General features: G+C 47.8%; 19 protein-coding genes and 2 pseudogenes. 16 read left to right on the top strand and 5 right to left on the bottom strand.

All coding sequences use genetic code 11. The features are described from left to right. Window positions 1-141 precede the first annotated feature (141 nt). Both ACO0LK_RS22340 and ACO0LK_RS22335 read left to right on the top strand, forming a co-directional pair. On the top strand, window positions 142-543 hold the full coding sequence (locus ACO0LK_RS22340) for a hypothetical protein (RefSeq protein WP_422978995.1): 402 nt from the start codon (window positions 142-144) through the stop codon (window positions 541-543). A 195-nt stretch (window positions 544-738) separates the two neighbouring features. After that, a pseudogene (locus ACO0LK_RS22335) lies at window positions 739-918 on the top strand (exonuclease); the annotation flags it as partial. A 135-nt stretch (window positions 919-1,053) separates the two neighbouring features. Here ACO0LK_RS22335 and ACO0LK_RS22330 read toward each other — a convergent pair. Beyond that, a pseudogene (locus ACO0LK_RS22330) lies at window positions 1,054-1,113 on the bottom strand (hypothetical protein); the annotation flags it as partial. Window positions 1,114-1,351: 238 nt separating this feature from the next. Here ACO0LK_RS22330 and trhA point away from each other — a divergent pair. The 5 genes from trhA to ACO0LK_RS22305 all read left to right on the top strand — a co-directional run bounded on the left by trhA (window position 1,352) and on the right by ACO0LK_RS22305 (window position 6,991). Further along, window positions 1,352-1,969 (top strand): PAQR family membrane homeostasis protein TrhA, encoded by a 618-nt coding sequence (trhA, locus tag ACO0LK_RS22325; RefSeq protein WP_422978993.1) that lies wholly within the window; start codon window positions 1,352-1,354, stop codon window positions 1,967-1,969. 679 nt (window positions 1,970-2,648) lie between these two features. Then, complete coding sequence (locus ACO0LK_RS22320; protein WP_422978991.1) at window positions 2,649-3,494, top strand: AraC family transcriptional regulator; 846 nt, start codon at window positions 2,649-2,651, stop codon at window positions 3,492-3,494. Between the two features lie 267 nt (window positions 3,495-3,761). Continuing rightward, window positions 3,762-6,071, top strand: a complete 2,310-nt coding sequence (locus ACO0LK_RS22315; protein ID WP_422978989.1) for a TonB-dependent siderophore receptor — start codon at window positions 3,762-3,764, stop codon at window positions 6,069-6,071. 115 nt (window positions 6,072-6,186) lie between these two features. Beyond that, on the top strand, window positions 6,187-6,600 hold the full coding sequence (locus tag ACO0LK_RS22310; protein ID WP_422978987.1) for a hypothetical protein: 414 nt from the start codon (window positions 6,187-6,189) through the stop codon (window positions 6,598-6,600). Continuing rightward, the gene (locus ACO0LK_RS22305) at window positions 6,587-6,991 is read left to right on the top strand and encodes a hypothetical protein (protein WP_422978985.1); all 405 of its coding nucleotides are present in this window, start codon (window positions 6,587-6,589) and stop codon (window positions 6,989-6,991) included. Before ACO0LK_RS22310 ends, ACO0LK_RS22305 begins: the two co-directional genes overlap by 14 nt. Before the next feature lie 862 nt (window positions 6,992-7,853). On the opposite strand, the gene ACO0LK_RS22300 is transcribed toward ACO0LK_RS22305, so the two are convergent. Next, window positions 7,854-8,426 (bottom strand): helix-turn-helix domain-containing protein, encoded by a 573-nt coding sequence (locus tag ACO0LK_RS22300; protein WP_422978983.1) that lies wholly within the window; start codon window positions 8,424-8,426, stop codon window positions 7,854-7,856. Window positions 8,427-8,516: 90 nt separating this feature from the next. Here ACO0LK_RS22300 and ACO0LK_RS22295 point away from each other — a divergent pair, with 90 nt between their 5' ends. The 9 genes from ACO0LK_RS22295 to ACO0LK_RS22255 all read left to right on the top strand — a co-directional run bounded on the left by ACO0LK_RS22295 (window position 8,517) and on the right by ACO0LK_RS22255 (window position 15,830). Next, window positions 8,517-8,723, top strand: a complete 207-nt coding sequence (locus tag ACO0LK_RS22295) for a DNA-binding protein (RefSeq protein ID WP_422978981.1) — start codon at window positions 8,517-8,519, stop codon at window positions 8,721-8,723. A 10-nt stretch (window positions 8,724-8,733) separates the two neighbouring features. After that, the gene (locus ACO0LK_RS22290; protein WP_422978979.1) at window positions 8,734-10,995 is read left to right on the top strand and encodes a transposase domain-containing protein; all 2,262 of its coding nucleotides are present in this window, start codon (window positions 8,734-8,736) and stop codon (window positions 10,993-10,995) included. Window positions 10,996-11,064: 69 nt separating this feature from the next. Next, a complete protein-coding gene (locus ACO0LK_RS22285; RefSeq protein WP_422978977.1) occupies window positions 11,065-12,171 on the top strand; it encodes an AAA family ATPase in 1,107 nt (368 codons plus the stop codon). Window positions 12,172-12,174: 3 nt separating this feature from the next. Further along, entirely contained in the window at window positions 12,175-12,612 is a 438-nt protein-coding gene (locus ACO0LK_RS22280) for a phage protein GemA/Gp16 family protein (protein WP_422978975.1), read from the top strand. Continuing rightward, window positions 12,609-12,992 (top strand): hypothetical protein, encoded by a 384-nt coding sequence (locus tag ACO0LK_RS22275; protein WP_422978973.1) that lies wholly within the window; start codon window positions 12,609-12,611, stop codon window positions 12,990-12,992. Before ACO0LK_RS22280 ends, ACO0LK_RS22275 begins: the two co-directional genes overlap by 4 nt. 409 nt (window positions 12,993-13,401) lie before the next feature. Then, window positions 13,402-13,965 (top strand): hypothetical protein, encoded by a 564-nt coding sequence (locus ACO0LK_RS22270; RefSeq protein WP_422978971.1) that lies wholly within the window; start codon window positions 13,402-13,404, stop codon window positions 13,963-13,965. A 136-nt stretch (window positions 13,966-14,101) separates the two neighbouring features. Next, on the top strand, window positions 14,102-14,485 hold the full coding sequence (locus ACO0LK_RS22265; RefSeq protein ID WP_422978969.1) for a Mor transcription activator family protein: 384 nt from the start codon (window positions 14,102-14,104) through the stop codon (window positions 14,483-14,485). Window positions 14,486-14,513: 28 nt separating this feature from the next. Further along, window positions 14,514-15,137 carry a hypothetical protein gene (locus ACO0LK_RS22260; protein WP_422978967.1) on the top strand — a complete coding sequence of 208 codons (624 nt, stop codon included), beginning with the start codon at window positions 14,514-14,516 and terminating at the stop codon, window positions 15,135-15,137. A gap of 12 nt (window positions 15,138-15,149) precedes the next feature. Next, window positions 15,150-15,830 (top strand): phage protease, encoded by a 681-nt coding sequence (locus ACO0LK_RS22255; protein ID WP_422978965.1) that lies wholly within the window; start codon window positions 15,150-15,152, stop codon window positions 15,828-15,830. 263 nt (window positions 15,831-16,093) lie between these two features. Here ACO0LK_RS22255 and ACO0LK_RS22250 read toward each other — a convergent pair whose 3' ends face one another. The 3 genes from ACO0LK_RS22250 to ACO0LK_RS22240 all read right to left on the bottom strand — a co-directional run bounded on the left by ACO0LK_RS22250 (window position 16,094) and on the right by ACO0LK_RS22240 (window position 23,137). Next, complete coding sequence (locus ACO0LK_RS22250; RefSeq protein WP_422978963.1) at window positions 16,094-16,363, bottom strand: DUF4124 domain-containing protein; 270 nt, start codon at window positions 16,361-16,363, stop codon at window positions 16,094-16,096. A 323-nt stretch (window positions 16,364-16,686) separates the two neighbouring features. Beyond that, a complete protein-coding gene (locus ACO0LK_RS22245) occupies window positions 16,687-20,481 on the bottom strand; it encodes an EAL domain-containing protein (RefSeq protein ID WP_422978961.1) in 3,795 nt (1,264 codons plus the stop codon). A 133-nt stretch (window positions 20,482-20,614) separates the two neighbouring features. Then, a complete protein-coding gene (locus ACO0LK_RS22240; protein ID WP_422978959.1) occupies window positions 20,615-23,137 on the bottom strand; it encodes an ATP-binding protein in 2,523 nt (840 codons plus the stop codon). Between the last annotated feature and the right edge of the window lie 7 nt (window positions 23,138-23,144).

Raw genomic sequence — 23,144 nt, 5'->3', positions numbered from 1 at the left:
CACGATGGCTTTGGACGTACAATCATGAGCGGCCTAACATGGCCTTGGGAGGGTCTACTCCGAAACAAAAACTCGCCATTGCGGCATAGTGCTACTTTTAGCTGCGGTTAAAAATGGGGGGATTACCCATTGTTAGCCTTCATGGCCGCATTTTTCTTTTTCAGTATGGCGCACGAATTTGGGCACTGGCTAGCTGCAGAGGTAACTGGAGCCAAAGGTGGAAAATTCGGCTTCAGAGTGTTGCGTAAGAAATCCATTCCTTTGCTGGTTCCTACGATGACGCTATCCAACGAGGCAATTGCATCGGTGTCCTGCACTCGCCGACGTATTATTTTTATTTCAGGCGTCGCCGCCGAAGTCGTTTGTATGCTTTCGATATGGTATTTCCTTCCTGATTTCAGCTTGAGGGATTCGATTCAAAATGGGGTCTTTTTCGCACTGGCATTCCGGCTTTCTATTTGCCCACTGAACTTGCTGCCTTTTTCAATCGGTGATGCTCGTAGCGATGGCTGGAGGGTGATTCATCCCGAATCGATCGATTAATTTTTGGTAATCATCTGAATTGCCGGAATATGCAGGGCTATGTATTTGCTGATTGCGTCCTGGACATCTAAAGCTGTCTTAATAAGACCGTAACATTGTATTCTTTTGTTTGGTCTATCAATGACCGTGGATTTGGCTGGGGAATTGTTGCCAGATAAATTAAAGTGTTTAACGAAATTTTTTGTAGCGGTTCAATTGCAAGAAATTTATATCAGTACTGATGTGGAGACTGACGGGCCAATTCCGGGTCCAAATTCCATGCTCAGTTTTGGATCGGCTGCTTATACTGCCGATAAAAATTTGATTGGTACTTTCAGCGCCAATTTGGAAACATTGCCTGATGCGTCGGCTGATCCCGGCACCGCAGCATGGTGGCTTATCCTTCAATGGCAAATTAAGATGATGCTTGGTTCTCACCGATTTGCCAGGCTGTTGCGGCAGCATACGATTAACCACAGCCACAGGAGTCGATTGATAGTATTCATGTGCCCAGCCGTAGGCCATCACTACATGCAAGCGTTGCTTTAATCTACTGACCGTTTCAGCTTTATCTAACCAAGTAGGACGCAGAGTATCTGTGATATGCCTTGGTAAAATTTTATCAAGCGCAAACTACCGACAAAAGGCAGGGTGTACTCAATGAAAGTATTGATCCATTACAATAGGGCCACTTCTATCGGATAGAACTGGGACATGACAGGTCGTGTCAACGGTTGGTAGCCGTCGCCAGGAAGTACACAACGCGCCCACGCAAATTACAATGTTTGGGCCGCAGCTTTCAATAGTGGGAAATTTGTAGGGGATACGCATGTATTATGGAGAGCGCTTCAACAGCATTACCCATGCGGTGGGTGCTGTGCTGGCGGCAGTGGGCGGCGTATCGCTGATTACAATAGCAGTTCGCAGTGGTGAATATTGGAAGATTGTTAGTTTTAGCATCTACGCTGCCACGTTATTTGCCCTGTATTTTATATCTGCGCTGTATCACAGCTTACAAGGGCCAGCCAAGGACGTATTGCGTCGGCTCGATCATTGCGCGATCTACTTGCTAATTGCTGGTACCTATACTCCATTCACACTGGTCAGCCTAAGGGGGGCGTGGGGTTGGTCGCTGTTCGGCGTGGCGTGGGGGCTTGCCGTTGCTGGCGTCCTGCAAGAATTGTGGTACGCCAAAGGAATGCGACTAATGTCGTTGCTAATCTACGTGGTGATGGGCTGGGTTGGCGTGATTGCTGCTAAGCCGCTCATCAATGCGCTCACGATGGACGGCTTCTGGTGGCTGGCAGCAGGCGGTGCACTCTACACTGGAGGCATCGCGTTTTATGCAACAGATCACAAATGGCGTCACGGACACGGAGTTTGGCATCTGTTTGTGCTTGGCGGGAGCATGTGCCATTTTGGCGCGGTATTGCTGTACGTGGCGTAGTAGAGAGCAAGCAGAGCGATTTGACTTCCATAGCAATGCCATTTGCTGACTTAGCATCGACAGAATTTTTCCGTTGGCGCTGGTATCAAACTCGTTAATCAAGCCGGTAACTTCATGGGCGAAGTGGTCGCTAGTGTGAAACACGAATCGGATATTCATTATGTCGTCGCGTATTCAACACTGCATTCTGATGGCATATCCGATTTGAAGAAGGTGATTGTCGGATCAAATCAATTATTCAAAGTGGTGATTTTATCGAGCCAGACCTCCTTTCCGTCACTCAGAGTTTGCATAACTTGCCAAAGGCAGGCTGCTCAACGGCAAAGGCAGCGACCGCTAATTCTGTCGCTTCATCGACACGATTTCGGAGATTCTTTTTTGCAGTTAACATCAAGCAGTGCCTCGACACAGCCTTTGTCTACCGCAAATTGATAACAGTAATTATTACAATGCCATTTGTTTGTGTCCTGAATATCTTAACTTCAAAAATTTATTCGCCAACCTTCAACATGATCTGCGCAGTAGCCGCTTTTCGGGCCGCCATATGCTCAGCGCTTGAACCGGAATTATCGTTAATTCAAGGTTCCCCGATGTAATGGCTAGACGTTATTAAGCAAGTTGGTCATAATATTTTGCATTCAGGCCAATGCCTCATCTTCCATCCGAGGCTTTACACATAATGTCGAGCATTGCCATCACCGATCTAACTGTGCCTAGGGACATCGACAGCGTCTCGCGCCCCGTTGTGGCCTTGAGTGCCACATCGGTAACAAAAGACTGGGAAAATGCGAGGCATCAGCACCGCAAGGCGCAGCTAATCTACTCCGTGCGCGGCATCCTCAACTGCGAAATTGAAGACGGTGTCTGGATCGTGCCGCCGCAGTGCGCCATATGGATACCGGGAGACTTGCCCCACTCGGCACGGGGGGCGGGTGAAACGGAATGCTATTGTCTTTTCGTCGAGCCTGACGCCATACCGAATCTTCCGAAAACCTGTTGCACTATTTCGGTATCGCCATTGCTACGCGAGTTACTGCTGAAGGTGGCAGGTGTTCCTGAGTTGTATGCGCAGGGAGGGCGGGAAGACCGGTTGATTGCCGCATTGCTCGATGAATTGGTGGCGGCGCCGGTGGAAGACTTGCATTTGCCCATGCCGCGCGATCTCCGATTGCGCCGCCTCGCAGAAATGATGCTCGCCGACCCCACGGACAAAACTTCGAAGGCCGATTGGGCTACTCGCATTGGTATGAGTGAGCGAAGCATGAGCCGTCTTCTGTTGCACGAAATTGGAATGAGCTTCGGGGGCTGGCGTAGGCAACTGCATGTCATTCTTGCGCTTCAACGTTTGACCAAGGGTAACAGCGTGCAAACAGTGGCGTTGGAACTAGGATATGAGAACGCCAGCGGGTTCGTCACCATGTTCCGTAAGGCGGTGGGCAAGCCCCCGGCGCGCTACCTCTCGGATCGCACCATCGGCGCGGAGCTTGCTCCCGTGCCTGGCATCAGGCTCCCGACGGCATCTTAATCTGATTGGATATTGCGGTCTTGGCCCGGAACTGCCGACTGCTGTTTAGCGCCCGCTGTCCGGCAAAGCATGCTGGGCCGAGTGCAGCCTACCCACGTTGGCAACCTGTAGCATTGTGATATCAGGTCAAAATATTGCTCAATACGGCCAACGTACTGGTAATGATAGAGGTTGGCCTAAGCGAATAACAATCTGGCCTGGTTTCACTACTGCTTCTCCCTCTCCCTATTGTTAAATACGGCATCTAAATACAAATGAGTCTTGTTTATGCCTATCCTCACCACTCTTGGGAAGTTCCGTTGGTCAACCGATATGCGCGCAGATGCCGCCTTCTACCGTCATCGGGACGGGTCGTCCAAGGACGCCAACTGGAGCGCGCCTCGCACCGTGCTGGGCTCGGCAGTGGCAGCAGCAGTTCTCATTGGCGGGCAGGGCGCATTCGCCGCCGAGTCAGGGCAGGTACAAACCAAGGCAGGAGGGACGTCTCAAGAGGAGATAGCCTTGCCAGCCATCACCGTAACGGGCCGCAAGGATACGGCGACCACCGAAGGTACCGGCTCCTACACCACGGGCCAGACGGCGGCGACGCGCCTGCCGCTGTCGCTGCAGGAGACGCCCCAGTCGGTGACGGTGATCACGCGCCAGCGTATGGACGACCAGCAATTGAATTCGGTGCAGGGTGTGCTGGAGAACACTACGGGCGTCTCGTCGTACCAGTCCGACAGCGAACGGACGAGTTTTTATTCGCGTGGCTTTCTGATCAACAACGTTCAGTATGACGGCATCCCCACCGTCGTCGGTAACATCGTCAATGGGAGCGGCATCGGTTCTATCGATACAGCGTTCTATGATCGTGTCGAGGTCGTGCGCGGCGGCTCCGGCTTGCTGACCGGCACCGGCAACCCCTCGGCCGCCATCAACCTGGTGCGCAAACGACCGACCCGTGAATTCTCGGCGTCCGCCTCGCTCGGTGCGGGTAGCTGGGATACCCACCGGGGAATGGCCGACGTATCAACTCCGCTGACCGAGGACGGTCGCATTCGCGCGCGCATGGTGGGGACGTACCAGGACGGACATTCCTATATCGATGGCTACAAGCCGCAGAGGAAGGCGTTCTACGGCATTATCGAGGCTGATCTAACGCCACACACGACGGTGAGCCTGGGCTATGACTATCAGGACATCACACCGAAGGGATCCACCTGGGGAGGTTTGCCTCTATGGTTCAGTGACGGCACGCAGGCGGCGTATTCACGCTCCAAGAACTACGCGCAGGACTGGAGCCATTGGGACAACACCCTGAAGACGGCGTTTGCCGGGATCGAGCACCGCTTCAACAACGGCTGGAACATCCGGGCCGTCGCTAACCAGTACCGCACGGAATACGATGCCGAACTGCTCGGCTTGGTCGGCCGCCCCGATCGTGCCACGGGACTGGGCTCTTTTCCCTACGGGGCTTATTCGGTAGCGCTGGCGGCCGAAGGTCGCAGCCGTCAAAACACCTTCGACGTGATGGCGAGAGGCCCATTCGAACTACTGGGTCGCCAGCATGACCTGGTGATAGGGGCGACGAGTTCGCATCGCACGGCCAGCCAGGGGGATATCGCGCCGTTCTATGCAGGCTTTGCGCCGGTCAATGTCCATGACCTGAGCGCGGCCTATCCCCGCCCTGACTTCGATGCCATGACTTCGATACCGACCCGCACCCAAATCAAGCAGAGCGGTATCTATAGCGCAGCCCGGTTTTCGCTCGCCGAACCTCTGAAACTCATCGTCGGCGGCCGCTTCAGCAACTACGAAATAGACGACAACGTCAGTGGCGCGTCGTTGCACTACAAGAAGAGCAGTGAATTCACCCCGTACGCCGGCTTGATCTACGACATCGACAAGACCTATTCGGCCTACGTCAGTTACACGGGCATATTCAATCCGCAAACCGACTATCGCGACAGCAGGGGCAACGTACTCACGCCATCCAAGGGAAAAACCAAGGAAGTAGGCCTTAAAGGCGCTTACATGGAAGGGCGTCTGAATGCGTCAGTGGCCTTGTTCGAGACCGAGCTGGACAACGCGGCACAGATGCTGGCCGGAACCTATACGCCAGGCGGCGCCCAAGCCTATAAAGGCGCGGATGGGACGAAGTCGCGCGGGATCGAACTGGACTTGCAGGGCGAGTTGACGCGTGGCTGGAATGCCTACGGAGGTATCGCCCACTTCACTGCGCAAGATGGCGATGGCGCCCGCTTGAATTCGCAAATACCGCGCACCACGGCCCAGCTTTTTACCACCTACCAGTTGCCCGGAGAGTGGAACCGGTTAACGCTGGGGGGAGGTGTCAAATGGCAAAGCCGCTTCTACCAGGCACCCAACACAGGCACCAGTTCGCTGGGCGGGGAACAAGGTTCTTATGCCCTTGTATCACTGATGGGGCATTACGCCATCACGAAAAAGACCAACGTGGCCGTCAACCTCAACAACGTATTCGACAAGAAGTACGCGCTACAGAAGGGCGATTTCGACACCATAAGTTATGGCGCACCACGCAACGTGATGGTGACGCTGAACTATAGGTATTGATTTGTCCGCAGGCGAACGCTTCACACGTTGGAAATCCGCAGACATACAACCATTGATTATCGAGAAATCCCCTATGCCCCTTCAGCCCCCTCTAAGCCCCGCCCAGGACTTCGTCATGAACAACCCAAACAAGGTCGCCATGTTCTGGTTGACGACAGCCGCCGGTGCCGTGCTGTTTGTAACGTTCCAGCTATTCTTCTACGTAAACGACTTTGTGAGAGCGCAGGGAACGGCACCGGCGATGACGTTTGAGCCCGGCGTACTGTGGATGTTTTCCGCGTTTTATGGTTCCTGGATCGTCACGGTGCTTCTCGCATTGATCGGAACCCGTACGGCCCATTGGGTTGTCTTGATCCTCGGCAGCCTGCTCGTCATTCTCAATACCCTCGGGGGGATTTCCGACGGGCTGCGCGACGGCTGGCACGTTGCTTTCTCGGCAGTATTTTTCATCGCGTTACCGGGCGTGTTCGCCATCGCGGTCACCTGGCGTCGCATCAAAAGCAAAGGCAACAACCATGTCTATCAATAGTTCTCACTTCCCCTTGGTCTGGATGAATCTTACGCAAGAGCCGGGACATGATCACCAAAAAGACTTCGCCGAATTCGAGGCCAATTTGCAGCGCGGGGAGCCCTTTGTAATCTTGACCGATACCGTACCTGCCGAAGACCATGAGCACTCGCCGGAAGAAAAAAAACGCACCGCGCTCTGGATGAAAAAGCACAAGGTTCAATTGCGCAAGTTGGTTCTGGCAATGATCATGATCGAGCCCAACGCGGCCAAACGTCTTGGCTTCAAAGCGTTTGCGGTGGTTTTTGCCAAGTTCTGGGGCTATCCTTTATTTCTTGCTGCTTCACGTGAGCAGGCAATGGAAATGGCAAGAGCACTGCTTCTAAAGAAAGTCATCTCACTGATAGCCTAAGCTGGCGTCAGATCTGCCATTGAATCCTGCCGTCGCGCACGGTCGCGGCGAGCTGCTGCTTCGACCGTGGTTCGATCTCCGGCTTCCACGGCGCCAGCCAGGGCTCAGTCACGTAGGAGATGCAGGGGGAGGGCCTGCCGATCGACGAGGAGATCCTGGCCGGTCTAGCTCCATATCGAACCGAGCACATCAACCGGTACGGCAATTACACGCTCGATCTGCAACGACAGCTGCCTCCGATGAACTATAAAACGAGAATTCTTCAATAAATCAATCGGTTACAGCGCAATTTGAGTATTTTTACATCAATCCCGGCCGACCCTGAATAAGGCTAATCAAAGCATGTTGGGGGTATTTGATGGCCGCGACGGTGTTGCCGACATAACGTCAGACGTTGTAGCCCAAATAAACGGAATCGTTATCGCCTACGGTCATGGGCAAATTTATGCTCGAGATAACCGATTTCGATTTGCGCTGGCATCCGGAGAAATTCGTCGAGAGGACAATCTGTTGCAAGATTTCCCGTCACCAGTGTAGGCAGCGGCTCAACTGAGGGGGAGTGATTGAATTGAGATATTCAGCGAGGGGCAAGGAAAACGCTGAAAACTAAGCGCGGCGCGGCTTTCGCGGTATTTTCTGAAAATCTTGGCTCTGAAACTAAATGGAGAGATTTAGTAAATTCCGCACATATTTTGACACAGGAATGAAAGATAGTGATTTGATTGTGCTAGGTTTCTAAGCAATATCGGAAATATTCATGCAAAAGGCGCTACTACAACTAAATCGGAAAGCAACGTAATTCTATTCGTGTGCGTCAATTTGCATGCTATTTCCCGCTTGGGATCAAAGCGTTAAACCATATCTAGGAAGCAGCCAATTTAACTGCATCCTCTACCATGACTTTATCTATATTTCCGTTTGCCTTGAATGCACGGTAAAGCATCATGGTAACTGTGTAGTTTTTATCGAGAGATAACGAAATATTATTTTCGTGTTTAGCTGCTGCAATTGCCGTTATAACATCGGCCAATAAGTCGCCTGAACTACATAGCTCATCTACCAAATATAAGAAATCCGTTTGTTTAATTAGAAGCCCGTCCCCGCCCCAATTTTTGGATTCTGATTCTGCCGCTCTTTGAAGTATCCATAACAAAGCATCAATGTTTAGGCCCACTTTTTCGGCGACGAACGGTAATACATTTGCCGCCCCAAGAGCGTATGCAGTCGATGATGTTGTGCGTTCAGAAAATAAAAGATAACCAACGTCTACGCCCAATTCACCTGCCAAGTATAGGTATTCCCCACTAGGCCAACGAAGATTCGACTCATAGTTAAACTGAGCCGTCTTCCCAACTCCACAAGCAGATGCAAATTTGGCTTGGCTGAACCCTAATCGCTCTCGCTCTTCTTTTAATCGACCGCCGATGTTTTTCATTGAATACCTATTGACGCTATCACAAACGAGGTATATATTCACAAATGTGATATATATTCACAAACGAGATACTATTATATAGGGGAGTCTATGAAGCCTACAACATTAAAGACAGCCGCAGAAGTGTTAAGCGATTTTGCCACTAAGGGAATAAGCATATCTCAGTGGGCGCATGAAAGAAATCTACCCCCATCTGTAGTGTATGGGGTCCTTAAAGGAAAGCGCAAAGCGAGAATAGGGAAGAGTCACAAAGCCGCTGTATTACTTGGCTTAAAGCATGGCGAGATTGTTGACTGAGGTCGGACACATGAAATCGAAAAACGACCGTTTAATGTCCGACCTTCAACAGAAAAGGTTGGACACTCAAGCTGTGAATCAAATAAAAGTGTCCGACCATGGTCAAGCCATTGAAAGTACTCATATTTTTGACGAGTCGAGAAAAAATGCTGTCCAACCATTGGAAAATCCGGTCGGACAAAGGTTGGACACATTGTCTGTCATTTTAACGGTGGTTCAGGTTGCCGATTTAATAGAAGAACACGTTAAAAAAATACGTCGCCACTGTGCAGCCGGAAAATATCTAGGTGCGCAAAAGCAGACTATCAACGGCGGTGAAGGCTGGCTAATTCCCTTATCTAGTTTGCCCAAAGCCGCCCAGAAAGCCTACGCAGCGCGAAAAGCTGCGGAAATCTTAGACAAAGCCACTACATACGATGTGGTTGAGTTGGCCCCTAAATCGGCACTTCCAAACGATGAATACAATCAGCTATGGGAGCGTTACGAACGCAAGGGCAGCAACTTCAAAGAAAAAGCCAGGAACGCTTTATTAGTCGCGCGTGCCTACCATGAGCTACTGGAAACCGGCGTTAGCATTGGTTTTGCTGAAAAAGCCATCGAATCCAGTCATGGGGCTTCTCGTGCGACATTACGGCGTTACCTTGACTACACCAAGGGACATCCCCGTCAGCACTGGGAGCCGCTGCTCTGCCCTGATTATCACGGCGGACGCAAAAGGGCGGAATTTACACCAGCGGCATACGAGTTCTTATTAGCGTTAAAAATCAAATCTCCTGCCAGTAACTTAAGAGTGCTGATTCGTGCAACGTTAAAAGAGGGCGTAGGTAAGGGCTGGGTATTGCCGAACGAAGACACGATTGCAAAGCGATTGAAGGAAGAACCGGCATGGGTGTTTAACACACGCGAGCAACTAGAACGCAGTTTCCCCACTGCCGAGCGTGATTATTCGTCATTGGCACTGCATGAGATGTGGGATTCAGACGGGCGCAAAGCTGACGTTTGGTGTGTCTGGCCAGATGGCACAATCAACCGCCCATTTGTTATTGCTATTCGTGAAGTCAGGACACGGCGGGTTTTGTCCATTCGCGTTTGTCAAGCCCCTGATGCTGAGGCGGTACTTGGTGCCTATGGTTCAGCCTTGAGCAGAGCAAATGCCGTTCCAAAGTATTTCAATCTGGACAATGGCCGCGAATATGCCAATAAGGCATTCACCGGACACCAGCGCACCCGCTACCGCTTCAAATATAACACTGAGGAAGCGCAAGGCATATTGACTGCAATGGATGTCAAGGTGAAATGGTCCAAACCCGGCCAGGGGCGCGGCAAATCTATTGAATCATGGTGGAACGTGATTGGCGACAATTGCGACAGAGCGCCCGATTTTATAGGGGCTTATTGCGGCCACAACCCATTAGCGAAGCCCGAAGACTTTGATAAAAACCGCGCCGTTTCCATTGATGTCTATGCGGCCAAGCTGATCGAGGTCATTACCCAGTATGAAAAAGGAGATTTCGGAGGTCATCGCGGCCAAGGCATGAACGGAAAAACGGTATTGCAAGTGTATGAAGAACTTGCCAAGGTTGCGACCGTTCGCCAGCCCACAGTGTCAGAAATTCGCCGTTGTCGCATGGGCGTTAAATCGCTGAAGCTGGATAAGAAAGATGCAACGATACGCTTTGCCATTGAGGGTTATTTAGCCCGTCGGTATTGGCATGAAGCCTTATCGAACTTGCCGCCTGCAAAGCGAGAACGGCATTTTAACGTGCATTACGAGTGGGGCAATCCAGACGCGTCGATTTCCGTTTACTGCGGTGACGAGTTCATTTGTGATGCCGCGCCAATAGGCAGCATTCCATTCAATGACCATGAGGGGGAATTGGTCAGAAAACACATGGCAGACAAAGGGGAATACTTGAAACCACGTGCCAATTTCATCAAAACGATGAAGGCAAAAGCAGGAATTGACTTGCCACAGCTTGAAAATGGCGCATCACTGAGCCTGCCGCCGATTGCTTCAGGTGCCGATACCGTCATTGCACCGTCCACCAAATTGCAGACCGTCGAGGAGTTGCCGTCTGCATTACAACCAGTGGCAGGCAACAAAAACCAACTTGTCAGCACCAAAACAGGTCAGATTTATCAACGTAAAGACCTAGAGAAAATCGACAAAATGGCAGAGGAGCAGAAAGAAACTGACGCAAGAAATGCAAGGCTGGAAGAATTGAGGAAGAGGAAGCTGGAGAAGGATTTAGCCCACCTCAAGGCAGGCTAAACACCAAAAAACCAAACTGCGTAACGGGGCGCATCCCTTTACGCAGCATTATTTAACGCTAGGAGCCATATGTTAAGCGAATTGAGAAATGCTGTAAACAACGGATTTAACGGTCGCACAACTGACCATCACGCCAGACAGCACATGCTGAATTGGATAGATGAAAAATACGGGCAATTGGAAGAGGCAGAAGCCGAAACCTTGCTCAAGCAGGAATTTGAACACTGGGAATCGTTAAAAAATCGGCTGGCAGATGAAATATCAAGGGGATTTTCTGTTACGCGCATTGCCAATGAAACAGGCTTAGAGGTTGAGCATATCAGCGCATGGGCGAAGGATTTCACGCATTTTAGGATGGCACGAAGGATAGGGGATGATTGTCAGGCAAACCTGATCGAAACGGCATTGGCACAACGTTTTCAGGAAATTGACCAGGAGCGCACCACGCAACGACGCAGGGAACCTGGCCGGATTGAAACTAGCGTCATTCGTGAGGTCACAGCGGCCATCAGCCGGGCGCGTGAATTTTCTGTGATCGTTGATATTTCTGCTCCTTCCGGCAGCGGCAAAAGTGAAGGCGTTGAAGAATACCTTGCCAGAATACGCAAGGCAGAAGGCTTTGAATGCCCGGTCTGGAAAGTGACACTGAAACCGTCCCACAGCACCACCAAAGCACTGCTTGAATTGATTTCGCGTGAGTGTATAGGCTCAGTCCATGAAAACCGTAGCGAGAGCCGCGTTTTTGACGACATCATGAGTGCAACACAGGGGCGGGGAGGGGTGCTAGTCATTGATGAGGCACAGCAAATGGCTGATGCCAAGAACGCCAACGGTATAGCCATGATTAATACACTGCGCAGCTTTGTGGATGCCAAGGCTTTTGGCGTTGCCCTGATCGGCAACAATGAAATTTACAGGCGACTGAACAAAGAAAACGCTTTCCAGATTCTTGGACGTATGAGTCCTTGGCGAGTAGAAATCAAAGGTGCCAGTGAGGATGATATCGATGACCTGATTCGCGCATGGGGTGTTTCCGGCAAAAAAGAGAGGGAGATTTGCCATAAGCTCGTCAGGGGAGGCGGTGGCCTGCATAAACTTATTGGCACATTTAAAGCATCCCTAGGCTCATTTGATGAAATCAGCGCAGATACCTTAGCTGCTCTATCAAAAGGATAAGCCATGCCAACCAGAAATGATTACATTAAATTAATTCATGTCGGCGCACATCGTTTGGGCTATCTGGATGATGCTGATTATCGGGCATGGCTGGAAAGTTTAACGGGCAGGAGGAGTACCAAAGACTGCACAATGACCGAATTGAGTGCAGTTGCCAATACCTTACGCGCTTGCAATGCGCTGAATCATCCGCGCATTCAGGCGGTGCAAGGTGCAACAATCACTGATGACCGTCCGACTAAGGTGCAGTGGAGTGTAGCCAATCGCCGATGTCAGGCTTTGGGGATGACTGGATGTGATGACGAACGGTTTACCGCCTTCGCCAAAAAGGTATGCAAAGTTGATCATCCAAGGTTTTTAACGCGAGAGGCCATGCGTAAGCTGATCGCTGCGTTAAACAACTGGATAGCAAATAATGGGAAAAAGGAGATGAAATCATGAAACCAGCAAGCCAATGTGAAATCTTGTTCAATGATGTGCATGACCTTGGCTCAGGTATAGCTGCGATAGGGCAGCTACTGAGATTCAGCCACGAAGAAACCTACCCAGATGTACTGGATGGAATCGGCGCGGCCCTGCACCATCTTGGCCGCAGCATGTGCGAACTCAATGCCAAGTTTCTTGATGGCGCGTATCAAAGCATCCGTGATTTGGAAGACGGGCACGAACAGGGGGCAATGCCGCGATCATCACTGCCTGGCGATGAAGCGGCTATCGCAGAACTGAGGCATTTGCTAGACGCTGTGAGTAATACGACTGATGTAAATCGTATCCGGCCAGCACGGGCAGCACTCAGACTAGTCTCTGTGCAGAAACCATAGAGCTATTAACGACGCGCAAAAAAACCGCTGGCAACAGCGGTTTTTGCTTTCCTGTAACGATAAGTTCGCGCTTAACAGCAAAATTGGCTAAACGCGCTACAAGGCGTTTTTATTCTCTGCTGGTAACTTTCCATGTCCGCAAGATTTCGGCAGTTTTTAACGGGGGTTTAACGCGCTTGCTATTGATATTCTGTTGAGGCAGGCAAACGAATGAGTAGGGGGAATGTGTAGCAACGGCGGGCTAATGTTTACTTTCCTTAACCATTACGTCCCAGACGATGCCGTCTATGAGTGCTACACACGGAGAGATTTTACTACCTCATGTGCTGACTGCACAGCTATATCCTTTGATTTAGTGACAAATGTCAGTCACACTAAACTTCAGATGAAATACCAAGGCTTTCTTACCATGACCATATCCGTAACCTTAGATGCCAATGTTTGGAATTATTTATTCAATTCCAAGATTTGCCTCGTGGATGAGTTGCCACCTGAATTTTTTTCATTGTATCAAACAAGAGAAGTGGAAATTGAGATTGAAGAAATCCCAAATTTCGGCAAAGACTCCTCGGACAAACAAGCACTTAAAGAATATATCGGACGCAGCATACAAGCTAGCAACGTTATTACTTCAGCGATTTTTGGCTTCGCTGAAGCGAGCGCAACAGGCGGACCAGTAATATATGCTGGTTTTGGCCAAGGCACTTTCGAGTCTGAACAAGAGCGTGCATGGAGAGAGCGTGAAGAAACCAAGCGTTTTATGAATGCTAAATCACGACGACCAACTGGCTTAGCAAAGAATGAGGCAGATGTTTCTGTCGCAGTCGCATCGTTAAGCTCCGTGGTAATAACCGCTGATAAAAAAGCAGGTCCGATATCTGATGCCGCAAAAAATGGTGGTCGCGTTCTCTATTTAGATGATGTTATAGCAAGTGGTTTATCTTTGAGTGAATTTATTACGAAAAACGTCTAGATTCATCGCACTAATTTGAATTGATACGATTTAACGCCACCAGCCCCATCCCTACTGAAGCACTTCTAATTATGTCACTGATCGCTATCAGGGACAATTCTCCCATCGACTACGTAATAGGATTAAAGGGGGAATGATGACTTGCAATCGACATGAAACAAGGGCGTTGCTTATTAACGTAATCGGCACAGACGCTGCATTCAAGCTGATGCAGACCAGGAATTTGGCCGGATGTACGTTTGACATTCCTAAAGGCGGTAATGGCAGAGGCGAAAAGACAATCGCTCTTTTTAGCCAGGCAATCGGCAGCGAAGCCACAGACAAGCTGATGTCTCATTTTGGCGGCGAACGAATCTACATTCCACGTGACCAGGAATATAGAAGAATGCTTCGTAATCGTCGCATTGTTGAAGCATATAACAAAGGCCAATCGGTCAATGAAATTGCCAGTGACTTTGATTTGTCAGATCGCCGTGTTTGGGAAGTCTTGAAGACAACCGACATGAGTGCTGTGCACTAAACCCAAATTACTCTATCTAGGAATTCACATGAAACAAAACGATATAAGCGACTCGCTCGCGGCAGTCGAAATAGTTAAAAACTCTCTTGCCGCCCTGCGTGAACAGCGCGAAGCCATCATTGCAGAAGAAAGCGCGTTGACTCAAAAGAAAAAAGAACTGAAAGCGCAGCCGGTGCCAATATCTGATGTAAAACGAGCGCTGATGGACTATGTAGATGCGAGAGCGTCATTATTCTTACAGGATGGCCAATGGGTACGCAACTTGCGCCAGTTCCTCTACCCAAATCGTGACCCCTATACCATTCAAAAATCCCCGGCAGCGTTGAATTACGACGAAGCAACTGATTTAAGTACAGGGGATACTTTGCGAAAAGTGTTCCCTATGTCGCATCCAAAGTTGGTCATTCCAGACGTGGGATTATTTGAAACGACAGATGTACCCTTGCTATTCTTCTTTGGTGATCTTATCAAGGCCAAAATTGGCGCGTATTTTGACGCAATGCAGATAAGCCATGAAGACAAAGATTTAAACAAGATAGGCACGCCAATTGCCGAGCGAACATTAGAAATTGAGCGCATTGACACGCGCCTCAGTGACCTTGTTAGTCAGCGTAGCGCTATTGATAGTCAAATTAGCTCACTCAGTGTTTAACGGGGACACGCAATGACTCATTTAACCATGTGCGCGTCGGCACTGACACAGCCGCTTACGCTTAGCAAAGAATTTCGTATTCTGCCTGCTGGCCGCTTTAAAGCTGTCGATGGCAGACCTGGACAGGACCAATACTGGAACTTGAGCGAAGCCACAGGCCAGCGCCTTGTGGCAGAAGCTGTTAGCCGTAATCAGGACTACTTGATTGATTACGAACATCAGAGCCTGTCCGGCCAGCAATCGCCAGCAGCAGGGTGGTTTAACACCCTTGCATGGAAACCGGATGGCTTGTACGTCCAAGCCGCAGAATGGACAGCAGCAGCAAAAGCCATGATCGTGACGAACGAGTATAGGTTTATCTCGCCGGTATTTACCTATACAAAAGATACCTATGAAGTGCAATCTCTTGTTAGTATTGCATTAACTAATACACCGGCATTACCTCAACTAACTGACCTCAGTAGCGTAGCTTTGACCCAAGAAAACCTGTTACAGGTTGCATCTTTAACGGACAAAGATATTCTGAACTTGGCGCGTATGACTGGGAAAACTGTCCCTGAATTCACAGCGGCACTTAGCAATGGAACTCTTAATCCGCCTAAGAGCGAAGATAAGAAACCAAAGATCAAGACCGAAATGCAAGGAAGAAGCCTTGAAGTGTTCCAACAGAACTTCCCTGAAATGTTCAGTTAAGGCTATAGGATCGAGTGCCATCGAGTGCCAGTAAGAACAGAGCGCCACGAGCACCACGGATAGTTAGAAAAAGAGGCTGCAATTTTTGCGGCCTTTGTTTTATATAGAATCAATAGCGGAAATATCAAATCAATTCCGTATGTGTGTCAAATCAATTTCGGCCCGTCAGAAGGGTGATTTTTTGAAAAGAGGCAGAAACAGTGCCTATTTCAATACAGCCTGCGATTTGACATAATATAAATTATGCGAAAATTAGGAGTGTTTTAAAATGGCTGCAAAAGGTGCTGAATTTTGCTCACGTAGATTGAATTTTGATGCGGACCCGGAACAGAAACCGGTGCTGGTGCCGGACTTAACGGTTTAATTTGCGGCGGCTGGGCAGGATCGCGAACAATTCTGGCAACTGTGGTTCCTGGACACTCACCGTCGGTGTACGTCTTCTTGCCATCCGTATCTACACAAGCTGTTATGTGAGCATTGCCTATCAACGGAAGGAATAAAGCAAAAATCAAGAGAAGCCGAACACTAAACATTTGACATGGTTATATCACTTTGGGATATGAAACGATAAGGCGCATCTTTCATATATGTCAAGTATTTCGAGTCCGTACGAACCATATGCCGTACCTCAGAAATAGCCCGTTACAAGTAAGCTTGCCTACATCGCGCCTCGATAGGCCGCACCTTCCGCAAATATCCACCAGGCAAGATTTTTACAGACATAGACCGGATGTCTGACATATGCGCAAAATCCGGTGTCTACTACTCCCCTACTCGTCAAATGTACAAATCCACCGTCAAATAGTTCACGTCGCGGACGTGTCTCAGGAATGTCTTTTTGAAACGCCTGACAACATCAGGCATTTTTTTTCTGCAAGGTTGTGGTCAAACGTTTTCCTTCAACCAGCATGGCCAGGAATTTTTTTGCAGGTACTGGCGGACTAAAATAATAGCCTTGAAGTTCATCACAATGGTGATCCAACAAAAACTGCAATTGTTCCATGGTTTCAACTCCTTCCGCTACAACACGAAGCCCTAAACTGTGTGCCATTGCAATGATGGCTTTTGCTATGGCAGCGTCCTCCGGAGAATTACACACATCAGTAATAAAGGCCCTGTCAATTTTAATAAAATCAAATGGGAATCGTTTTAAATACGCCAATGACGAGTACCCGGTACCAAAATCATCCAGCGATAATTTGGAACCTAGATCCTTCAACTCTTGCAAATTGCTAATCGCATCTATGGGTTCATCCATTACCACAGATTCAGTTAATTCAAATTCGATATATTCTTGAGGTAATTCATATTTTGCAACGATGTCACGTACGGTCTGTAATATTTTCCCTTTTTTAAACTGAACTGCCGATAAATTGATTGCTACCGGAACTATTTCAATTTTCTCCTGGCGCCACAGCGCTTGCTGAGCAGATACCGTATCGATAACCCATTCACCGATAGCGACAATCTGCCCGGTATCTTCTGCAAGAGGAATAAACTCTATGGGGGAAATTTGACCGCGTACAGGGTGATGCCATCGAATTAAAGCTTCCGCACTGACGATACTGCCAATACGTAAATCAACACGGGGTTGATAATATATTTCAAATTGCCCATTTTCCAGGGCCTCCTTTAATGCGTTTTCCAAAGCGATTCGTTCAGCAATTGCCTCATTCATCTTCCGGGAGTAATACAGATATTGTTCAGTTGATGACTTTGCTTTCTTTAAAGCGACTTCGGCATGTTTATACAGTGTCTCTGCATCTTCTCCATCAGCAGGATAAAGAGCAATGCCGGCTCGAATAGAAAGCCGGATTTCATGTTGTGACAATTTGAAGGTCTGACCAAGCGGTTCCAGTATTTGCTGCGTTAACTGTGCGATGACATCGGCCTCCCGTTTGATTGCACCGAAAGCGATAGCAAATATATCTCCGCCAACACGCGCAAGACTATATGGTTCTTTTAATCCCGCACTTAAATGGTTGGCAACCAATTTAAGTATTGCATCGCCTGAATGTCGTCCATGAACTTCATTAAATTGCGCAAAATGGTCGAGATTGATCATAATCACTGCAACCAGATCATCCGAATTAAACGATGCGTGTAGCAATTGCGTTAATCGATCATGAAACAACATGCTATTGGGTAGCCCGGTCAGCGCATCGTAATAGGCAAGATAATTGAGTCGCTCTTCTTTTTCTATAAATTGCAAACCAAATGATAAATCGCCAGCTAATTCATCGAATAGTTTTCTCGTGTCTTTTTGGGAAAAACAAGCAATAGAATCTGCTACTACAACAATCACACTGATGACCTGATTATCAAGGGTCAAAGGTAATGCGATTAAGGATTTAAAACCGTTTTCCAAGAATTTTGTCTTCAGAGCTGACTGCGCTAAGTCTGTTTGAATATTGTCGTAAATTATCGGCCGATTTTCCTTGAAAACTGCACTAGCCGCCCCATTATTTATCGTTGACTTTATCGCTTTTACGAGCGGATTTTTTGAATCACCAATCTCGCATACAGACCATGCGCTCATAATGATGTCGTTTGTATTCGCATCAAGGACACTAGCCCAGGCAACACAAAACTCACCTTGATTGACCAATACCCTGCACGCCTCGTGTAGTAGTTCATTTCTGTTGCGAATACGAACGATGGCAGAATTGATTCCGCTCAAGACAGCATAAATACGATTTAAGTGAGCGATGTTCTGCTGCTGTATTTTTTGTTCGGTCACGTTCTGAATGGTATTAAACCAGCGCAGCGAACTATCCAGATAGTTTTTATCGGGTAAAGGTTCCATGACTTGTCGCACATGAATTAACTCACCATCACCACGCCTGATGCGATATTCAATATCCTGACGCTGCTTGCTTTTACCTGCGGCAACAGAAATGGCACGAAAGCGTTCGCGATCAATTGGTTCAATTATACTTAACCAATCACGTGTATTGGTTGGCAGGGCTGCGCTCGTTGTTCCAACTAGCTGAGGTAAAGTAGCCGACCAACTTTCAAACGAACCATCTGACTGAGTAATAACATGAGAGAGTTTTGCAATTAACTGCGCTCTTTGCAAACCAGCCTCACGCTCCAATAATGAAGTTTGCAAATTTTCCTGCGCTGTAATATCTTCGGCAACACCGGCGATTCTATATATGTCCCCAGCGTCATTGCGAATTGGAAAACCACGAACGTGTATCCACCTCACAACTCCATCTGAGCGAATTATTCTGTATCGGTGATCGAAATTGTGATCTGCTGTCACCGGCAAGGGAAATTTCCAATTTTTCTCCGCAAGCTGTATGGCCGACATATCATCGGGATAGATCGATTCTCGCCAGGATTGTGGTTTGGCATATAAACTTAAACAACTACGCCCCCAGATTTTTTCATATGCTGGACTAATGTACAAAACAACTACATTTACCGGATCGATCAGAAAAAAAACTTCATCGATGTTCTCGGCCAATTGACGAAAGCGAGTCTCGCTTTCGTATAGTTGATCTGCAATTCGTTTGCGTTCAGCAAGATCAATTTCCAGGCGATTTGCATGCTCTTGAACTACTTCAAACAAATCCAGGTTTTCATAAGCAATTGCCAATTGGGTGGCGACTGTCATCACTGTTTGTTCATCAATTTCATTGAATTCATTGGCATCAAATTTATCAACGAGATAAATCCAGCCGTAGCAGCGTTTTGAACTGGCAATCGGCACACCAAGAAATGAATGAACGGGCGGATGATCAACCGGCAATCCCACTCTCTCTGGATTCCCGCCAGGGTTTTCAAAACGCACGGGATTTTTTTGTCTCAACAGTTTTCCAAGCACTCCCGTAGCAATTGGGAGCGAAAAGAAATATTCACTGAACTTGGGTTCTAATCCTCTTACACAAGAATTCAATATTGTTTCATAATCAGAATGGACTATGCCTGCAACAGCGTATTTTGCGACACAGACATGGCGAGCAACACGGCAGCCACTTTCCAACAAGCGAATCGGATCCCTTTCAGAATTCAATTCAATACCCATATCGATCAACGCCGTTAGCCTCAGGCTTACCGCTTGTAGATCAGCAAGTGACTGCGACAATCTTTTATTTGTTTCTTTTACTTCGTCGTTCTGAGGAAGCTGTGAATTTGTATCTTCCGCTATTTTGGAAATTAACTGACTGCTGCTTTCCAATTCACGTAAATATTCGGTCAACTGATGGTCGATGGACCCGAATCGGTTTCCTGCCTGGGGTGCATTGAGAGGTAGAGCAGCAATCTTGACTGGTGTCGTTGTTCCAAGCGCATCGCGCACGGTTTTCAAAATTAAATCCGGTGGCGAAGGTTTTTCCAGTACCCATTTGACGCCACAAGAACGCGCCATAACGTCCGCTTCACGTGTGCTATAGGTTGAAGTATAGAAAATGACTGGTATGTTGGCGATAGAAGGCTCAGTACGAATGCGCAACACGAATTCGTAGCCGTTCATATGTGGCATCAAGATATCTGAAATAACCAAATCAGGATGTTCTTGTAAAGCTAATTTCAAACCTTCCAAACCATCTGACGCCAATAACAATTTGTGATGCTGAAAATTGAGCAATGCAGCCAAAAATTGTCGATTTAACGCGTGATCATCTACGATCAATATAGTAGCCATTCATGTTCCTTTCATGAACTACTAGCAAACGTCGAAGCAATCGATGATTGCAAGAAAATTAATTTAATAATACCTCCAATATTAAATTGGTACATCATGCCTTACTGTCATCAACACTTACTATGCGCACCTGTCACAATATTTTTCTTAAAGCCTCTCGCAACTCAGATAATTTAGGTGGCTTGCTGAGCACGCAATTTACGTGCGTCGGCTCGTCTCCATCATCAACCAGTCGTTGTCCCCAGCCGGTCAACATAATAATCGGTGTCATGGGTGACATTTTCTTGATTGAGCTGGCGACTTTGCGACCATCAACGTAAGGCATTCCCAAATCAGTGATGACGACAGCGAATGACTCACCTCTTTCTTGTGCCTCACGAAATGTATCAATTCCAAGTTGACCGCCGTTAACAGCAACAACACTGTGACCATCTATTTCCAAAATATCCCTTACAGATTTAAGGACCATAGGGTCGTCGTCTACCACAAGCATACGCTTGTGAGTGGGAATAGCACGTGACGTTACAGCTTGCGACACTTCTTTAATTGCTGTCGGTACCAGAAAACTCAAGCGCATCGTTGTTCCTTTATTGAGCTCAGTGTCAATCTCAATATCAGCGCTATGCCTTTCTATCATTCCATATACCATTGCCAACCCTAAACCGGTACCGCGCTCGCCTTTGGTTGTAAAGAAAGGTTCCAGGCATCGACGTCTGGTATCCTCGCCCATACCTACGCCACTATCGCTAACCTCTATCAAGACCCGCATTACTTTCATGTCGTCAGTTGACAAATGCGAGTGCTCTACCAGTCTCGTTCTCAGTGTTAAGATGCCTCCATTCGGCATGGCATCTACTGCATTGAATATGATATTCGTCAGCGCTTCCCTGATTTCACCATTAACGCCCATAATGTCAGGTAAATCATTGGCCAGTTCGGTTCGTAATTCAATCACTATCCCGCGTTGCTGTGGCATATCGCTCCATCTTGCGCGCGTCAGATCAATTACTTGTTGCACTAATTTATTTACTTCCACTGGCATTAAATTAAGTTGAGGTGGGCGCTGCCGATAAAATTCCCTCATCCTGGCGACCGTGGCGGCGACATCATCGATCGCCCGAGAAATTATTTCCAGGTAACCTCGTCCTTTTTCACTAAGATTTTTTTCCGTTTCAAGTAAAGATTCGGTATACAGTGTCACCGGGGAAATTGCATTATTAATATCATGCGCAATGCCACTCGCCATTTGCCCCAATGCACGCAATCGTTCCTGCTGCATTACTGATTGCTGTGTTTGCCGCAGATCATCGTAAGCCTGCTGCAATGATCCATATAATTGAGCTTGATTAGCCGCCAGAGCGACATGTTCACTTAACTGCTGCAAAAATTCACATTCACCACTGTTAAAACTAAATGCCTGATTTTTTGCAACAACGAGCACGCCGAATACCACACTTTCCGCTCTTAATGGAGCCATCACTAATGCGTTCAAGCCAGCTTTAAGCAAACGCTGAGGGAAAGAAAAAGCAACATTACTGATGTCGGCTTCATAAACCAAATGCCCACGTACGCAACGAGACAAACCATTTTCGTCAATAGCGATCTCGCTATTGACAGTCATGGCCAGTTCTTGCGCCAACATTTCGCTGTGCAGGCCAATACTGGCAACCAGAAGTATATTTTTTTGTTGGTCGTAGAGACAGATGCAACTGAAATCGACGGGTAAATGTTCTTCAAGACTACGAATAACTACTTGAAAGATACTACGCAAATCCTGGCGCTCACCGATAGACCGGGTAATTTGATGTAAGAGATTTAAACGACTAAGTTGCGCCTGCGCTTTCTTTTCTACTTGCTGTCGCTCAATAATTTCTGTCTGCAACGAATTATTGATGTCTGCGAGTTTGTCGCGCGAAACTGTGGTCAATTTCAATTTTTCTGTCATGCCATCGAACGCACGAGCAAGATCACCAATTTCATCCTGCGTCTGGATATTGAGTGAAAACTCCAAATCCCCTCCCCCAACAATAGCTGTGCCTTGGCGCAATTTTTCAAGTGGTTTGGTTACGCTTCTCAGCGTCAGGTAGATAGTGAAGGTGACAACGAGTATCACCATACCTCCAAACAGAATTACTCCATTAAATGATTGTCGTTGTGCGTCTAAAGCACCAGTCCTGCTTTGTTCGGATAGATTTATAGCATCAGAGATCATACCCTGTGCCTTATTGGAAATTTGCCCCAACAGTCTGGATTCGAGCTCTTTCAGCATGTCACTTTTATTGCTGTCATTCTCCAGCTCTGAACGATTGGCAATTAATAAGGCAAATAATTTTTCAAGATTTTCATTGGTATATATCAATCCTTTTATAACGCTCTTTCCCTCAGGCTCAGTAAACTCCTCTATTGATAAAAGACGTTTTTTCAATGAGGCATTTCTCATTTTCCACTGTGCTATGGTGCGTTCCTCATGGAGCAAGGCATATTCCAAAGTCAGATATCGAAGCGAAGTAACCGCTTGCAAAAGTTCTCCAGCAATTTCATTTTTTGCAATTTCACGACGCATCTGCAAGTTTGTCGATAACAAAACGACGACAATTGCTGCAACTACTGCAAGAGAAAATAGTTCGGCGAATTTCAGTCGAGTTGAAATTTTCACTTTATTT

This window comes from Undibacterium sp. Ji49W, assembly GCF_049340205.1.
Classification (GTDB): Bacteria; Pseudomonadota; Gammaproteobacteria; order Burkholderiales; family Burkholderiaceae_D; genus Undibacterium.
Note: the sequence above shows the minus strand (reverse complement) of the source record. Positions and strands in the feature narration are given on the sequence as shown.

Coding starts and splice junctions, on each gene's coding strand:
- ACO0LK_RS22340 (WP_422978995.1), top strand. CDS start 142: ATGGCCGCATTTTTCTTTTTCAGTATGGCGCACGAATTTGGGCACTGG.
- trhA (WP_422978993.1), top strand. CDS start 1,352: ATGTATTATGGAGAGCGCTTCAACAGCATTACCCATGCGGTGGGTGCT.
- ACO0LK_RS22320 (WP_422978991.1), top strand. CDS start 2,649: ATGTCGAGCATTGCCATCACCGATCTAACTGTGCCTAGGGACATCGAC.
- ACO0LK_RS22315 (WP_422978989.1), top strand. CDS start 3,762: ATGCCTATCCTCACCACTCTTGGGAAGTTCCGTTGGTCAACCGATATG.
- ACO0LK_RS22310 (WP_422978987.1), top strand. CDS start 6,187: ATGAACAACCCAAACAAGGTCGCCATGTTCTGGTTGACGACAGCCGCC.
- ACO0LK_RS22305 (WP_422978985.1), top strand. CDS start 6,587: ATGTCTATCAATAGTTCTCACTTCCCCTTGGTCTGGATGAATCTTACG.
- ACO0LK_RS22300 (WP_422978983.1), bottom strand. CDS start 8,426: ATGAAAAACATCGGCGGTCGATTAAAAGAAGAGCGAGAGCGATTAGGG.
- ACO0LK_RS22295 (WP_422978981.1), top strand. CDS start 8,517: ATGAAGCCTACAACATTAAAGACAGCCGCAGAAGTGTTAAGCGATTTT.
- ACO0LK_RS22290 (WP_422978979.1), top strand. CDS start 8,734: ATGAAATCGAAAAACGACCGTTTAATGTCCGACCTTCAACAGAAAAGG.
- ACO0LK_RS22285 (WP_422978977.1), top strand. CDS start 11,065: ATGTTAAGCGAATTGAGAAATGCTGTAAACAACGGATTTAACGGTCGC.
- ACO0LK_RS22280 (WP_422978975.1), top strand. CDS start 12,175: ATGCCAACCAGAAATGATTACATTAAATTAATTCATGTCGGCGCACAT.
- ACO0LK_RS22275 (WP_422978973.1), top strand. CDS start 12,609: ATGAAACCAGCAAGCCAATGTGAAATCTTGTTCAATGATGTGCATGAC.
- ACO0LK_RS22270 (WP_422978971.1), top strand. CDS start 13,402: ATGACCATATCCGTAACCTTAGATGCCAATGTTTGGAATTATTTATTC.
- ACO0LK_RS22265 (WP_422978969.1), top strand. CDS start 14,102: ATGACTTGCAATCGACATGAAACAAGGGCGTTGCTTATTAACGTAATC.
- ACO0LK_RS22260 (WP_422978967.1), top strand. CDS start 14,514: ATGAAACAAAACGATATAAGCGACTCGCTCGCGGCAGTCGAAATAGTT.
- ACO0LK_RS22255 (WP_422978965.1), top strand. CDS start 15,150: ATGACTCATTTAACCATGTGCGCGTCGGCACTGACACAGCCGCTTACG.
- ACO0LK_RS22250 (WP_422978963.1), bottom strand. CDS start 16,363: ATGTTTAGTGTTCGGCTTCTCTTGATTTTTGCTTTATTCCTTCCGTTG.
- ACO0LK_RS22245 (WP_422978961.1), bottom strand. CDS start 20,481: ATGGCTACTATATTGATCGTAGATGATCACGCGTTAAATCGACAATTT.